16 protein-coding genes and 1 riboswitch are annotated in these 12574 nt (G+C 69.4%); of the genes, 7 read left to right on the top strand and 9 right to left on the bottom strand.

The features are described from left to right. Positions 1-95: 95 nt before the first annotated feature. Positions 96-1997, top strand: coding sequence for a DEAD/DEAH box helicase (locus LDO22_RS11760; RefSeq protein WP_224023309.1), 1902 nt, complete (start codon positions 96-98; stop codon positions 1995-1997). A gap of 57 nt (positions 1998-2054) precedes the next feature. On the opposite strand, the gene LDO22_RS11755 is transcribed toward LDO22_RS11760, so the two are convergent. From LDO22_RS11755 to LDO22_RS11725, 7 genes are all read right to left on the bottom strand, one after another. Next, positions 2055-2705: an MBL fold metallo-hydrolase gene (locus LDO22_RS11755; RefSeq protein ID WP_224023306.1), complete on the bottom strand. Its 651-nt coding sequence runs from the start codon at positions 2703-2705 to the stop codon at positions 2055-2057. 5 nt (positions 2706-2710) lie between these two features. Continuing rightward, positions 2711-3028, bottom strand: coding sequence for an antibiotic biosynthesis monooxygenase family protein (locus tag LDO22_RS11750; protein WP_224023304.1), 318 nt, complete (start codon positions 3026-3028; stop codon positions 2711-2713). Positions 3029-3085: 57 nt separating this feature from the next. Beyond that, on the bottom strand, positions 3086-4114 hold the full coding sequence (locus tag LDO22_RS11745) for an aldo/keto reductase (RefSeq protein WP_224023302.1): 1029 nt from the start codon (positions 4112-4114) through the stop codon (positions 3086-3088). A gap of 31 nt (positions 4115-4145) precedes the next feature. After that, entirely contained in the window at positions 4146-4772 is a 627-nt protein-coding gene (locus LDO22_RS11740) for a nucleoside/nucleotide kinase family protein (protein WP_224023300.1), read from the bottom strand. A gap of 9 nt (positions 4773-4781) precedes the next feature. Continuing rightward, complete coding sequence (locus tag LDO22_RS11735; RefSeq protein WP_159629805.1) at positions 4782-5147, bottom strand: multidrug efflux SMR transporter; 366 nt, start codon at positions 5145-5147, stop codon at positions 4782-4784. Then, positions 5147-5470: an SMR family transporter gene (locus LDO22_RS11730; protein WP_224023298.1), complete on the bottom strand. Its 324-nt coding sequence runs from the start codon at positions 5468-5470 to the stop codon at positions 5147-5149. Before LDO22_RS11730 ends, LDO22_RS11735 begins: the two co-directional genes overlap by 1 nt. A 9-nt stretch (positions 5471-5479) precedes the next feature. Further along, positions 5480-5545, bottom strand: a riboswitch (guanidine-III (ykkC-III) riboswitch). Between the two features lie 70 nt (positions 5546-5615). Next, positions 5616-6185 (bottom strand): HutD family protein, encoded by a 570-nt coding sequence (locus tag LDO22_RS11725; protein WP_224023296.1) that lies wholly within the window; start codon positions 6183-6185, stop codon positions 5616-5618. 105 nt (positions 6186-6290) lie between these two features. On the opposite strand from LDO22_RS11725, the gene LDO22_RS11720 reads away from it, so the two are divergent. Together LDO22_RS11720 and LDO22_RS11715 are read left to right on the top strand one after the other, a co-directional pair. Continuing rightward, entirely contained in the window at positions 6291-6902 is a 612-nt protein-coding gene (locus LDO22_RS11720; RefSeq protein ID WP_224023294.1) for a phosphoribosylanthranilate isomerase, read from the top strand. A gap of 111 nt (positions 6903-7013) precedes the next feature. After that, positions 7014-7430: a YccF domain-containing protein gene (locus LDO22_RS11715; RefSeq protein WP_159629813.1), complete on the top strand. Its 417-nt coding sequence runs from the start codon at positions 7014-7016 to the stop codon at positions 7428-7430. A gap of 51 nt (positions 7431-7481) precedes the next feature. On the opposite strand, the gene LDO22_RS11710 is transcribed toward LDO22_RS11715, so the two are convergent. Both LDO22_RS11710 and LDO22_RS11705 read right to left on the bottom strand, forming a co-directional pair. Next, positions 7482-8291: a 2-phosphosulfolactate phosphatase gene (locus tag LDO22_RS11710; protein WP_159629815.1), complete on the bottom strand. Its 810-nt coding sequence runs from the start codon at positions 8289-8291 to the stop codon at positions 7482-7484. After that, complete coding sequence (locus LDO22_RS11705) at positions 8288-9157, bottom strand: DUF4031 domain-containing protein (RefSeq protein ID WP_224023292.1); 870 nt, start codon at positions 9155-9157, stop codon at positions 8288-8290. Before LDO22_RS11705 ends, LDO22_RS11710 begins: the two co-directional genes overlap by 4 nt. Positions 9158-9274: 117 nt before the next feature. On the opposite strand from LDO22_RS11705, the gene LDO22_RS11700 reads away from it, so the two are divergent. The 4 genes from LDO22_RS11700 to LDO22_RS11685 are packed head-to-tail and all read left to right on the top strand — an operon-like array spanning position 9275 to position 12553. Next, positions 9275-9685, top strand: a complete 411-nt coding sequence (locus tag LDO22_RS11700; protein ID WP_224023290.1) for a TOBE domain-containing protein — start codon at positions 9275-9277, stop codon at positions 9683-9685. Further along, positions 9682-10596, top strand: a complete 915-nt coding sequence (gene modA / locus LDO22_RS11695; RefSeq protein WP_224023288.1) for a molybdate ABC transporter substrate-binding protein — start codon at positions 9682-9684, stop codon at positions 10594-10596. The genes LDO22_RS11700 and modA overlap by 4 nt, the downstream gene beginning before the upstream one ends. Beyond that, positions 10596-11480 (top strand): ABC transporter permease, encoded by an 885-nt coding sequence (locus LDO22_RS11690; protein ID WP_224027227.1) that lies wholly within the window; start codon positions 10596-10598, stop codon positions 11478-11480. The genes modA and LDO22_RS11690 overlap by 1 nt, the downstream gene beginning before the upstream one ends. Then, positions 11477-12553 (top strand): ABC transporter ATP-binding protein, encoded by a 1077-nt coding sequence (locus tag LDO22_RS11685; RefSeq protein WP_224023286.1) that lies wholly within the window; start codon positions 11477-11479, stop codon positions 12551-12553. The genes LDO22_RS11690 and LDO22_RS11685 overlap by 4 nt, the downstream gene beginning before the upstream one ends. Positions 12554-12574: the final 21 nt, after the last annotated feature.

Here is a 12574-nt window from a genome sequence, read left to right as displayed (position 1 = left end):
GATCACCTGACTTTTCTTCGGCGAAACCCCTGGTCCAACCGGCATCGGGGGCCGATATCCGCCTGGATACCGCCAGAAAGACCGTAAAAAACTACATGACTACTTTTGCTGCCCTCGGTACTCCCAAGGCCCTTGCAGACACCCTTACCGCCCAGGGAATCGTTGAACCGTTCCCCATCCAGGTGAAGACCCTTCCGGACACGCTGTCCGGCCGTGACGTCCTGGGCAGGGGCCGGACCGGATCCGGTAAAACCATTGCTTTCGCTATCCCGCTTGTAGCAAGACTCGCTGAGCGGGAAGCCAAGCACTTCCGCAAGCCCGGACGCCCCATGGGCCTGGTCCTGGCACCCACCCGTGAACTGGCAACCCAGATCAACGCCACCATCGAGCCGCTGGCCAAGGCCGCCGGCCTGAACACCACCGTGATCTACGGCGGCATCTCCCAGGCCCGTCAGGAAAAGGCGCTGCGCGCCGGCGTCGACATCGTCATCGCCTGCCCCGGCCGCCTGGAGGACCTGATCCGCCAGCGCATCCTCACCCTTGAAGCGGTGGAGATCACCGTCCTGGACGAGGCCGACCACATGGCCGACCTCGGCTTCCTGCCGGTGGTCAAGAAGCTCATGGACATGACCCCCAGCGAGGGCCAGCGCCTGCTCTTCTCCGCCACCCTGGACAACGGCGTGGACAAGATCGTCCAGCGCTACCTGTCCAACCCGCTCACCCACTCCGTGGACGATCCGCAGGCAGCGGTAACCACCATGGAGCACCACGTGCTGGTGGTCAACGACCAGACCGTCAAGAAGCAACTGATCGTGGAGCTCGCCTCCGGCGCCGGCCGCCGCGTCCTGTTCATGCGGACAAAGCACCACGCCCGCAAGCTGGCCAAGACCCTGACCGACGCCGGGATCCCCGCCGTGGACCTGCACGGCAACCTCTCCCAGAATGCGCGTGACCGCAACCTGGCCGAGTTCTCCAACGGCGACGTCCGCGTCCTGGTGGCAACAGACGTCGCCGCCCGCGGTGTACACGTCGACGACGTCGAACTGGTCATCCACGTGGACCCGCCCACCGAGCACAAGGCGTACCTCCACCGTTCAGGCCGCACCGCGCGTGCCGGTTCCGACGGCACCGTGGTCACGCTGACCCTGCCCGAACAGCAGGCCGACGTGAAGAAGCTCATGAAGGCCGCCGGCGTGGACGTCAGCTTCGAGCGCGTCACGGCCAGCTCACCCATCGTGGCTGAACTGGTTGGCGACATTGCGGAGAAGGTTGACCCCCGCACCCGTGCCGCGCTCCTGGCAGCCAAAGCCCCCAAGCAGGGCGGCGGCACCTCCACCGGAGCCAACGCGGAGCGCAAGCGTGCACGCCGCCAGGCTGCTCCCACCACCGGTGGGCGTGGCGGACGTGGTGGACGCGGCAAGGTTTCGGCCGAACCCGCCCGCAGCGACGCCACCCGCGCCGAGCGCCGGGCTGTCGCCTTCGAAGGCCGCACGGAAGCCCGTGCAGCATTCGACCGCAATGCCGAGCAGAACGAGGACCGCGCAGTGGCAGCAGCCGCTGCCCGCCGCAACGCCCGCGGCCGCGGCACGGCTTCCACGCACCGCAACGACGTTCCCGCAGCAGGTGGCCGTTCATCGGCCGGCCGCGGATCGAACGGACGTGCAGCCGAGGGCCGCACCGATTCCCGGATCACCCGCAGCGACGCTCCCCGCGGCGGCACCGGACGCCCCGCCACCGGCGGACGTCCTGCCTCGGGCGGTGGCCAGCGCAGCGGGCGCCCCGCAACCGGCCAGCGCGCCGCAGCGGGTACCTCCGGCCAGCGCTCCGGCGCAACCGGCGGAAGCAAGGCAGTCTGGTCCTCCAACACCGGCGGAACCTCCGGAGGCTCCTACGGTTCCGGCAGCGGCAGTTCAGGCAACGGCGGCTCGGGCCGTCCCGCCCGCAGCGGCCCCCGCCGCGCGTCGGCACCGGCGTCGAACGAGCGCCGCGGCCGCTAGAAGTGCCTCTTGAGCGGGCCCGCCTTTTAGGTGGGCCCGCTCAGCCGTTTAAGGGATCTACCAGCCGCGGGCGCGCCACTCGTCGAGGTGCGGCCGCTCGGCACCCAGCGTGGTGGGCTTGCCGTGCCCGGGATGGACGACGGCGGTGTCCGGGTAGGCGCCGAACAGCCGCTCTGCGACGTCGGACAGGAGCTGGTTGAACCGTTCAGGGTCCTTGTCCGTGTTGCCCACGCCGCCCGGGAACAGCGAGTCACCCGAGAAGATGTGGGCCGGGCCGTCCGGGTCCTGGTACACGAAGGCGATGGAGCCGGGCGTATGGCCGCGCAGGTGCACGGCCGTTATGTCGAAGCCATCGAAGTTGCCCACGTCGCCGTGGCTGAGCCGAACGTCCACCGGGACCGGCAGCGCATCGGCGTCGTCCGCCCCTGCTGCCGTCCGCGCCCCCGTGGCTTCCACCAGTTCCTTCAGGGCCCGCACGTGGTCCCAATGCTGGTGGGTGGTGGCCACCAGGGCAAGCCGCGGGGCTGCAGAGGTGTCCGCAGCCCCGTCCGACAGCAGTTGGCGGATGGCCGGGAGATCGTCAGCGGCATCAATCAGCACCTGCTCGCCGCTTTCCTTGGCGGTCAGCAGGTACACGTTGTTGTCCATCCCGCTGACGGAGATGCTGCGGATGGTCAGGGCCGGCAGGTCATATCGAAGTGAGTCCATGATCGTCAGCCCGCGGACGGCTGCAGGTCAAGCGGCATGGTGGTGGAGTAGACCTGTTTGGACGGCGGGCCGGCCAGGATCTCGTGGAGCGCGCTCTTGCCTTCCGGCGTGTTCCGCCAGGCGGCGTAGTCGTCGTGGTCCTGCGTGGTGGCCCACGTTTCCACCACCAGGATGTGGCACGGGTCCGCGTCGTCAACGAGAGCCTCGATCCCCTGGTTGCCGGGCCACGCCCGGGTGGCGGCCAAGGTCTCGGAGAGGTACTTGGCGGCGTCCTCCCGGCGGGCGGGATCGATCTGGACTTCAAAATGGACGATGGCAGTCATGGGGCTCCTAGGGGTATCGGTCAAAAAATACGGTGTGATGGCTTCGGCAAACGCGCCCTATTCCCGGCCCTCGGACACCCACGTGGGGTCCGCGGAACGGGAGCCGACGACGGCGTCAGACGCTGCGTCCAGAGCCTCCAGGTGCGCCGGGGTGAGCTCCAGGGCAAGTGCGCCGAGGTTTTCGTCGATCCGGGCGGCCTTGCGGGTGCCGGGGATGGGAACGACCGGCAGGCCGAGCCGCTTGCCCTGTGCCAGCAGCCAGGCCAGGGCCACCTGCGCCGGCGTGGCGTTGAGCTGGTCGGCCACGGACCGGACGGCGTCCACCACGGCCTGGTTGGCGCCCGCGGCGTCCGGAGCGAAACGGGGGATGTTCCGCCGGAAATCCTTGGCACCCAGGCTTGACGTGTCCACGGTTCCGGTGAGGAAGCCGCGGCCCAGCGGGGAGTACGGGACGAAGCCGACGCCCAGGCCGGCGGCGGCCGGAACCACGTTGCGTTCCACGTCCCGGCTCCAGATGGACCATTCGCTTTGGACCGCCGCGATCGGGTGGACCGCCGACGCATCCTGCAGTTCCTGTGCCGTCACTTCGGACAGGCCCAGGTGCTTGACCTTTCCCTGCTTGACCAGCTCGGCCATGGCCCCAACGGTCTCCTCGATGGGGACGCGGACATCGCGGCGGTGCATGTAATAGAGGTCGATCACCTCGGTGCCCAGCCGCTGCAGGCTCCGGTCCACGGCCTCGCGCACATACCCGGCGTCGCCGCGGATATCCGTGTAGCCGTCCGTGGGCGTTCCCACCAGCGCGAACTTGGTGGCCAGCTGGACTTCGTCCCGCCGGTCCTTGAGCAGCTGTGAAATGAGTTCCTCATTGCTGCCGCCGCCGTAGATGTCCGCGGTGTCGAGGAAGCTGACCCCGGCGTCGACGGCGTGGTGCAGGGTCTGCAGTGCCTCGGCAGGGTCCACCTCGCCGTAGACCGGCGTGAGGGCCATGCCGCCGAAGCCCAGGCGGCTGACGGTCAATCCGTCGCCGAGCTGGACAGTTCCCGCGGCTTCAGGGGTGCCGGGTTCAGTGGGTGCGTTTGCCATGGTTCTCCTGTTCGTTTCCTGCTTTTGAAAATTACAGCCAAGGTAGGACGCGGTCCGCCGCCGGGCGGCTGGCCTGGATCAGCCGGGCATTGGCTTCATCGGGTCCATTGGCCCAGGCGACCGCTGCGTCCCGTTCCATGCCGAACGAGATGTGCCGGTCCACCAGCCGCTGCAGCCGGAGCGCGGGCGGGGTTTCGAGGAACCACACCTCGTCCAGCTGCGCCCGCACCTCCTTCCACGGCTCCTGGTCCGCCAGCAGGTAGTTGCCCTCCGTGATCACCAGTGGGACCTCGGCCGGGACGGCGATGGAGGCGGCCACCGGCTCGTCCAGGGTGCGGCGGAACTCCGGTGCGTACACCACGGCCTCGTCCCGCTGCGCCAGGCGCCGCAGCAGCGAAAGGTAGCCGCCGGCGTCGAACGTATCAATGGCTCCCTTGCGCTGCCGGAGCGGGGTCCCTTCGATGATCGCGTTGCCCAGGTGGAAGCCGTCCATCGGCACCACTACCGAGGTTCCGGGGCTGAACTGCTCCTGCAGCCAGGCGGCAAAGGTGGACTTGCCGGATCCCGGCGCCCCGGCGATGCCCAGGATGGTGCGCGTTCCGGGCAGCAGCCGGCGCCGCAGCGTATCCACGGCCATGGCGATCTCGGGGGAGTGCATGGCAAAAGCCTAGTCACCGCTGCGCACCCGCGGCGCATCTTTTTGGGCCGGCAACACCTTCAGGCCCGCGGCGCAGCCCACGATCCCCGCAATGAACAGCAGCTTCACCACGCTGAAGGGTTCGACGCCGGTGGCCATCGCCCAGCCCACCGTCAACGCGGCGCCGATGCCCACCCAGACGGCGTAGGCGGTGCCCAGCGGGATGCTCCGGATGGCCATGCCGAGTCCCACCATGCTGAGCGTGGCGGTGACGGCGAAGACGATGGTGGGCACGGGTCGGGTGAAGCCGTCGGACAGGCCGAGCGCGGTGGCCCAGACCGCCTCCAGGACGGCCGAGGCCAGCAGCACCAACCATGGAAGGCCCCGCTTCACCATTACGCCACCACCTTGAGGCCGACCACGCTCGCGGCGATGCCGGACAGCAGCAGCAGGCGCGCCGCCGTCGGACGTTCAACCCTGTTGGCCATCGCGTAGGCGGAGGTGAGGACCACGCCCACACCCACCCACACGGCGTAGGCCGTACCGGTGGGGATGGACTGCATGGCCACGGCAAGGCCGCCGGTGCTGGCGGCCACGGCCACCAGGAACAGGGCAGCGGGGGCAACCCGCCGGCGTCCGGAAGCCTGGGAAGCACGGTGCAGGGCGGCGGCCCAGACAGCCTCCAGCGCCCCGGAAATAATGAGGATTATCCACGACATGACAGTTCCTTTGGCCAGTCTTGTCGCGTGCCGGGTACTGAACCGTCGTCCGGAGGCCCCGGTGCGGAGCCTTGAATTCCAAGGTAGCAAGGCACGACGGCGGGTTCCACCGTTGGTGCCCAAGCCCACCACCGGGCGGCGGCAGTCAGCCCGTGGGGCCGTTCGGGTCGATGGACACCACAGCCAGGAAGCCGCGGCCCAGGATTTCCGGGGAATCGCTGTCAGAGCCCACTACTGCGTCGTAACGGCCCAGGTCCAGCGGTTCCCCAGCGCTGTCGCTGACCTTCGCCTGTCCCTGCAACAGCACCCCGAGCTGCCCCTCGAACACGGGGTGGGCGCGCTTTTTGGACAGCTCAATAATGGAGGTAAAGCCCTTGAACGCCCCGGTCCGGGTGATGACGTTGAGGTCGCGGATGTCGCCGGTGGGCAGTTTGGCCCCGGTGGCGGCGCCGCCGTCGAACCGGAACGGACGGTACTTCTCCAGGGGCTGCTCCACGCCGTCCACGGTGAGGAGCAGCAGCTCGCCCTCGATGACGGTCAGGACGCGCTCCATGCCAGGAAAAGGCGAAAAGTCGCCTGCCTTGGTGACGTCCGCGATGCTCAACCGCCAGTCCCAGCCGCCGTCGGCTGAAGCCTGGCGGGCAATTTCCCTGGTCACCCCGCCGCCGTTGCGCCATGGTTCGGCCTTAAGGTCAGCGAAGCGGATGATCTGCATCAGCCCAGCCTAGTTCCCCGCCATGGCCGCTCGTCGCAGTTGTGTCCGGTCCCTGCTAATCTCCTCCGGGGGGTCAACACGAAAACAGCCTGAAGGAGCCCGGGAATGTTCGTCAAAGTGTGTGGTCTCAGCACGCCCGAATCTGTCCGCGAAGCGGTGGACGCCGGCGCAGACGCCGTGGGATTCGTCCTCACCGCCAGCCCCCGGGTCGTCTCGCCGTCGCAGGTGGCCTCCCTGCTGGCGGGGGTTCCGGAGAGCGTCACCCCGATCGGAGTCTTCCGCGACGAGCCCGTAGCCGATGCCATCGCCATTGCCCGGGCCGCGGGCCTTGAGTGGATCCAGTTGCATGGCGACCGGTCACGCGCAGACGTGGCAACAGTGCACGACGCCGGCATGAAGCTGGTCAGGGCCATCACCATGGGTGCGGGCCAGGACGAGTTCGAAGACTGGGGTGAGGACCTGCTCCTGATCGATGCCGCCGTGCCGGGCTCCGGTGAGTCCTGGGATTACTCCTCCGTGGCGGCCCTGCCCGTGCTTCAGGGACGGAACTGGCTGCTCGCCGGCGGCCTTGAGGCGGCGAACGTCGGCCAGGCAGCAGCCGCCGCGCATGCCTGGGGCGTGGATGTTTCCTCCGGCGTTGAAGCGACCCGCGGCGTGAAGGACCTGGCCAAAGTCCGGGCGTTCGTCCAGGCTGCAAAAGCGGCTGCCACAGTTTAGCGGCGGGCGGCTCCGTGGCCCGGGCGGCTGCGGGTCAGGGCAGGATCAGGGATGTCCCCCATCTTTTGGCCGAAGGGCCTTTTTGTCAGGGGGCGAAGGCACAATGGGTGCATGAAGACACTTCTGAACATCATCTGGCTGGTTTTCGGCGGCTTTTGGCTGGCCCTGGGCTACTTCCTCGCGGGTGTGGTCTGCTGCCTGCTGATCGTCACCATTCCGTGGGGCATTGCCTCATTCCGGATCGCTGCCTACACGCTGTGGCCGTTTGGCCGGATGGTGGTGGACAAGCCCGGCGGCACAGGTGTCTTCCCGCTGCTGGGCAACGTGATCTGGCTGCTGGTGGCCGGGATCTGGATTGCCATTGGACATGTGGTCACAGCGTTCGCCATGGCTGTGACCATCGTTGGCATCCCGCTGGCCATCGCCAACCTCAAGCTCATTCCGGTGTCCCTGATGCCGCTGGGGAAGCAGATCGTGCCCAGCACCACGCCGTTTGCGAGCACCTATCCCGTCAGGACCTACCGCTAGGCGGGACGTACCGCTAGGCAGGACGTACCGCCAGGCAGGACGGCCGTCCCGTCACAGCGGGCGGAACGCCCCGTCCCGCAGGATGGCTGCCGAGTCGCTGTCATCCAGTTCAGCGGCGATGTCCACGTCCTCCGCGTAGCCGGCCCCGGACAGTTCCCGGCCGCTGGCGCAGTGCTGGAGCGTTTCGCGCAGGCGCGGCTCGGCCGCTTCGAAGACAGCCATGGCCGCCACGGCCTCCGGAGCATAGCCGTGCCTGCCGTCCCCGGCCTCATAGCCGCCCTTGCCGGCGGCCACCAGTCCTGCGATGAAAGCTCCGGCTCCGATCTGGTCCTCCACGGCAGGGCGGAGGGTGCCGTCCGGCCAGCGTTCGCCCGCGGCGACCACCGCCACTACTACGTCGCCGGGAAGGTTGGCGGCCACCCAGTCTGCGGTGGCCGCGGCGTTCCGGAGGCATACTGCGGCCACCAGGGGCACTTCGGCCGCCAGGGCGTGGCAGAGTTCAGAACCGTTGGGGGAGGGCAGGACCAGCCGTTCCAGCGAGGCTGCCGCGCGGAGGCTGGCGGGGGACAGGCTCAGCCCGCCGCCGTTCCGGGGGCCCGCCAGCTGGGCCTGGTGGTGGGCGGCGAAGTCCTCTGCGGTGGTGTCCCGCCAGCGGTAGGGGAAGACGTCGGCGCCCCGGTCCAGTGCCACGCTGACGCAGGTGCCGAAGGACAGGACGTCCACCACCACGGCGATGTCGGCGCCGGCGGCCACCGTCCTGCCCCCTTCCAGACCCCAGTCCAGCCGCACGGTGAAGGGCAGCTGCCGGTGCGCCGCGTTGGCGGAGTATGTGTGCCGGGGGCTGCTGCCGGGCGCGTTCACTGCAATTCGCCGTTCAGGTTGCGGTGCGCGGCGTCCTGCCACAGTTCTTTGGCCCGCTGGTGGTGGAAGAGCGGGTCCAGTTCCAGCAGGTGCCGGACGACGGCGGCCCGGCCGGCTGCGAAGTCGGCGTCGCCGATGTGCGCGTAGTCCTTCCGCACGGCAGCTGCGTAGCGGGCGTATTCCTCCGGTTCGCCGCCGAGAATCGAGAGGTCGGCGTCGCAGAGGAGGGCGCCGTCGTTGTCACCCGGTTCCGGCCGGTGGTCCGAGGTCAGCCGGACCAGGCGCGCCACTTCCGCCACCTCTGCCTCCGGAAGGCAGGCGTCGGCAAGCCGTTCCTCCGCCAGCCGTGCCGACTCCTCCTCATCCATGCCGGCTGCGCCGCGGTACACGGCGTCGTGGAACCAGGCAGCCAGCAGTACTGTCCGGGGCGCTTCAGCCGGTTCGGTGAGCAGGTCCAGCGCCTCCAGCACGGACAGCAGGTGGGTGCAGCCGTGGTAGTGCCGGTGCGGTTCGCTCCAGCGGTCCAGCAGGTCCAGGAACAGGGCGTCCTGGCCCGGCATGATGGCTTCCCAGCGGTTCAGGAGAGGGACCTTCAATGACTTGTTCCGCCGGCGTGCCGGGATCCGCAGTCCGCTGGCAATGAGCCTGCGGACCAGCACCCGGCCCTCCACCGGAACCGCTCCTGCCGCCACCAGGTCATCAAAGCGGCGTTCTGGCACATCGTAGTGGTCGCCGTCGAACGCCCGCTCGGGGACCCCCGCGGCGGCAGCGAACGCGTGCAGCTCGTCCAGGGACGCGTCCGAGACCAGGTGCGAAAAGTGTGTTCCGTGTGCAGGCCACAGCGGCGGGTCGATGTAGATGGCCATGCAAGGAGTCTAGTGCCGCCCTTCCGTCGAACGCCCTGCAGCCACGCGGCACGTTCATGACCGCTGCTGCGTCTTAAAACGTGCCATCAACCCTCATTTGCGGGCTAGAATCGCCGAATGGCACTTATCCGCGTTTCAGAGGCCGCCCGTTTCCTGGGGGTGAGCGACGATACCGTCCGCCGGTGGACGGAGCAGGGAACCCTCACCGCGCTGCGGGACCCCTCCGGCCGCCTGGCGGTGGACGGGCTGGAACTGGCAACGCACGCGCAGAAGCTCGCCCAGCTTCCCGATGACCCGAAGAGCGGCAGCAGTTCGGCGCGGAACCGGCTCATGGGCCTGGTGACCAACGTCATTACGGACAAGGTCATGGCGCAGGTGGAACTGCAGTGCGGGCCCTTCCGGGTGGTCTCGCTGATGAGCAGCGAGGCGGTGCGTGAGCTGGGGCTGGAACCTGGTGCCGTGGCCACCGCCGTGGTCAAGGCAACGACCGTCATCATCGAGTCGCCGAAGGGCCGGGCCGCCGCATGAGCCGGCAACCCGTCCGGTCCGCGGTTTCCACCCTCCGGGGCGCCGTCCCCGCACTGGCCGTGCTGCTGCTTGCCGTCCTGTCTGGCTGTGCCACGGCGGGCAATCCGGACGCGGGAACAAGTGCCGGCACTGCCACCGGTTCCGGCACCAAGCCGGCAGGCGCCATCACCGTTTTCGCGGCCGCCTCACTCAAGCAGACCTTTACCGAACTCGCGAGCACTTTCGAAGCGGAACACCCGGGCGCGACGGTCACCTTGAGCTTCGCCGGGTCCTCGGACCTTGCCGGCCAGATCAACCAGGGGGCGCCCGCTGACGTCTTCGCCTCCGCGGACACGGCCAACATGAAGAAGGTGCTGGACGCCGGCCTCACCGAGGGAACGCCGGAGGACTTCGCCACCAACACCCTGGCCATCGCCGTGCCGCCGGGCAACCCGGCGAAGGTCGCATCCCTGCAGGACCTGGGCCGGCCGGGCATCAAGCTGGTGACCTGCGCCCGGCAGGTCCCCTGCGGGGCTGCCACAGCCAAAGTGGCGGAAGCGGCGGGCGTCGCGCTGAGCCCGGCCAGCGAGGAGAACGCAGTCACTGACGTCCTGGGCAAGGTCACCTCCGGCGAGGCGGATGCGGGGCTGGTCTATGGCACGGACATCAAGGCCGCCGGGACCAAAGTGGCAGGCATTCAGTTCCCGGAATCGGGGAGCGCGGTCAACACCTATCCGATTGCGGCCGTCGCCAACGGCCGGAACAAGGCCACCGCCCAGGCGTTCGTGGAGATGGTCACCGGTCCCGAGGGCCAGAAGGTCCTCGCCGCGGCGGGGTTCGGCCCGGCAGGATTCGGGCCGGACGGTTCCGGGTCAGCCAGTTCCGGCCCGGGCAATTCCGGGTCAGCCAGCTCCGGCCCGGGCAGCAAGTGATACAGCGGCCAGGGAAGCCACCCCAGGCGCGGCCGCGCACCCCAGCCGCCGCCTACTCCGGCATCCCCGCGTGGGTCCGTGCGCTGGCAGTCCTGGCGGCCGTCGTCGTCGTGCTTCCCCTGCTGGCGATGGTGCTGCGCGTTGACTGGGCGCAGTTCATCCCGCTGGTGACGTCGGAGCCGTCCCTGACGGCACTGGGGCTGAGCCTTCGGACCTCGGCGGCAAGTACCCTCCTGTGCATCCTGCTGGGGGTTCCCCTGGCCCTGGTCCTGGCCAGGGACTCCTTCCGGCTGCAGGGGCTGCTGCGCTCGCTGGTGCTCCTGCCCCTGGTGCTTCCCCCGGTGGTGGGCGGGATCGCCCTGCTCTACACGTTTGGCCGCCAAGGGCTGCTGGGGCAGGCCCTGGAGGTGCTCGGGCTGCGCATCGCCTTCTCCACGACGGCGGTGGTCCTGGCGCAGACGTTCGTGGCGCTGCCTTTCCTGGTAGTGAGCCTGGAAGGGGCGCTTCGCACCTCCGGCTCCCGCTACGAGGCCGTGGCCGCAACGCTGGGCGCGCGCCCCGGCACCGTCTTCCGGCGCGTCACGCTCCCGCTGGTCCTGCCCGGACTGGCCTCCGGCGCGGTCCTGTCCTTCGCCCGCAGCCTGGGCGAGTTCGGCGCCACGCTGACCTTCGCGGGAAGCCTCCAGGGGGTCACCCGGACCCTGCCGCTGGAGATCTACCTGCAGCGGGAAACGGACCCGGACGCCGCCGTCGCGCTGTCCCTGGTGCTGGTGGCCGTCGCTGTCGCCGTGGTGGCGCTCGCATACCGGCAGCCGGCAGCGGCACGTGCCGGAGCAGGGCAGCGGACGACGACGGCCGCACCGGCCGGAGGGGACGTCCGGTGACGCTGTCCTTCCAGGCGGCCGTGGCCGGGCGGGGTTTCGACGTGGACCTTGCCGTCCGGCCGGGTGAAACGGTGGCCGTCATGGGACCCAACGGCGCCGGCAAATCGACCCTGCTGGCCAGCATCGCGGGCCTGCTGCGGCCGGACAGCGGCCGCGCCGAACTCAACGGCAGGACGCTCTTTGACCTCGACGGCGGAAAGCCCTCCTGGGTACCTCCCCATCACCGCGGCACCGCCCTGCTCGCCCAGGAACCCCTGCTCTTTCCCCACCTGAGCGCGGTGGACAACGTCTCATTCGGGCCGCGCAGCGCCGGCGTCCCCAAGCGGGACGCGAAGGAACGTGCCCTGCGCTGGCTGGCTGAGGTGGAAGCGGAACACCTCGCCGGGCGCCGTCCCGCCGAACTCTCCGGCGGCCAGGCCCAGCGTATTGCCGTAGCCCGCGCGCTCGCCGCCGACCCCGCACTCCTGCTGCTGGATGAGCCGCTGGCCGCCCTGGATATCCATTCCGCACCGCTGCTGCGCCGCCTCTTCAAACGGGTCCTCGCGGGCCGGCAGGCCATCATCGTCACGCACGATGTCCTGGATGCGCTGGTCCTTGCGGACCGCGTGGTCATCCTGGAAGACGGGAAGGTTGCAGAAGAGGGTCCCACGCGTGCCGTGCTGGAACGCCCGCGCAGCTCCTTTGCTGCCGGACTGGCCGGACTGAACTTCATCCCCGGCACCCTCGACGGTGCCGGCGTGCGCACCAGCCAGGGCCTGCGGATCGCGGGGCACGACGAAGAACTGGGCGGCTCCGGGGAGCCCGGCCGGCTGCCCGGGCCGGGCGGTCCGGGCGTGGCCGTGTTCCCGCCGTCGGCCGTGTCTGTGTTCCTCGACGACGCGCATGGAAGCCCGCGGAACTCGTTTGCCGTCACCATCACCGACCTCGAGCCCCATGGCGACCAGATCCGCGTGCGCGCCGGCAGCCTCGCCGCCGACATCACGCCGGCTGCCTCGGCGGACCTGGGCCTTGCTCCCGGGATGACCGTGCACTTCGTGGTCAAGGCCGCCGCCGTGTCCGTGTACGGCACATAACGCCAGGACCAGCCGGTGCGG

The sequence above is a fragment of the Arthrobacter sp. NicSoilC5 genome (assembly GCF_019977395.1).
Classification (GTDB): Bacteria; Actinomycetota; Actinomycetes; order Actinomycetales; family Micrococcaceae; genus Arthrobacter.
Note: the sequence above shows the minus strand (reverse complement) of the source record. Positions and strands in the feature narration are given on the sequence as shown.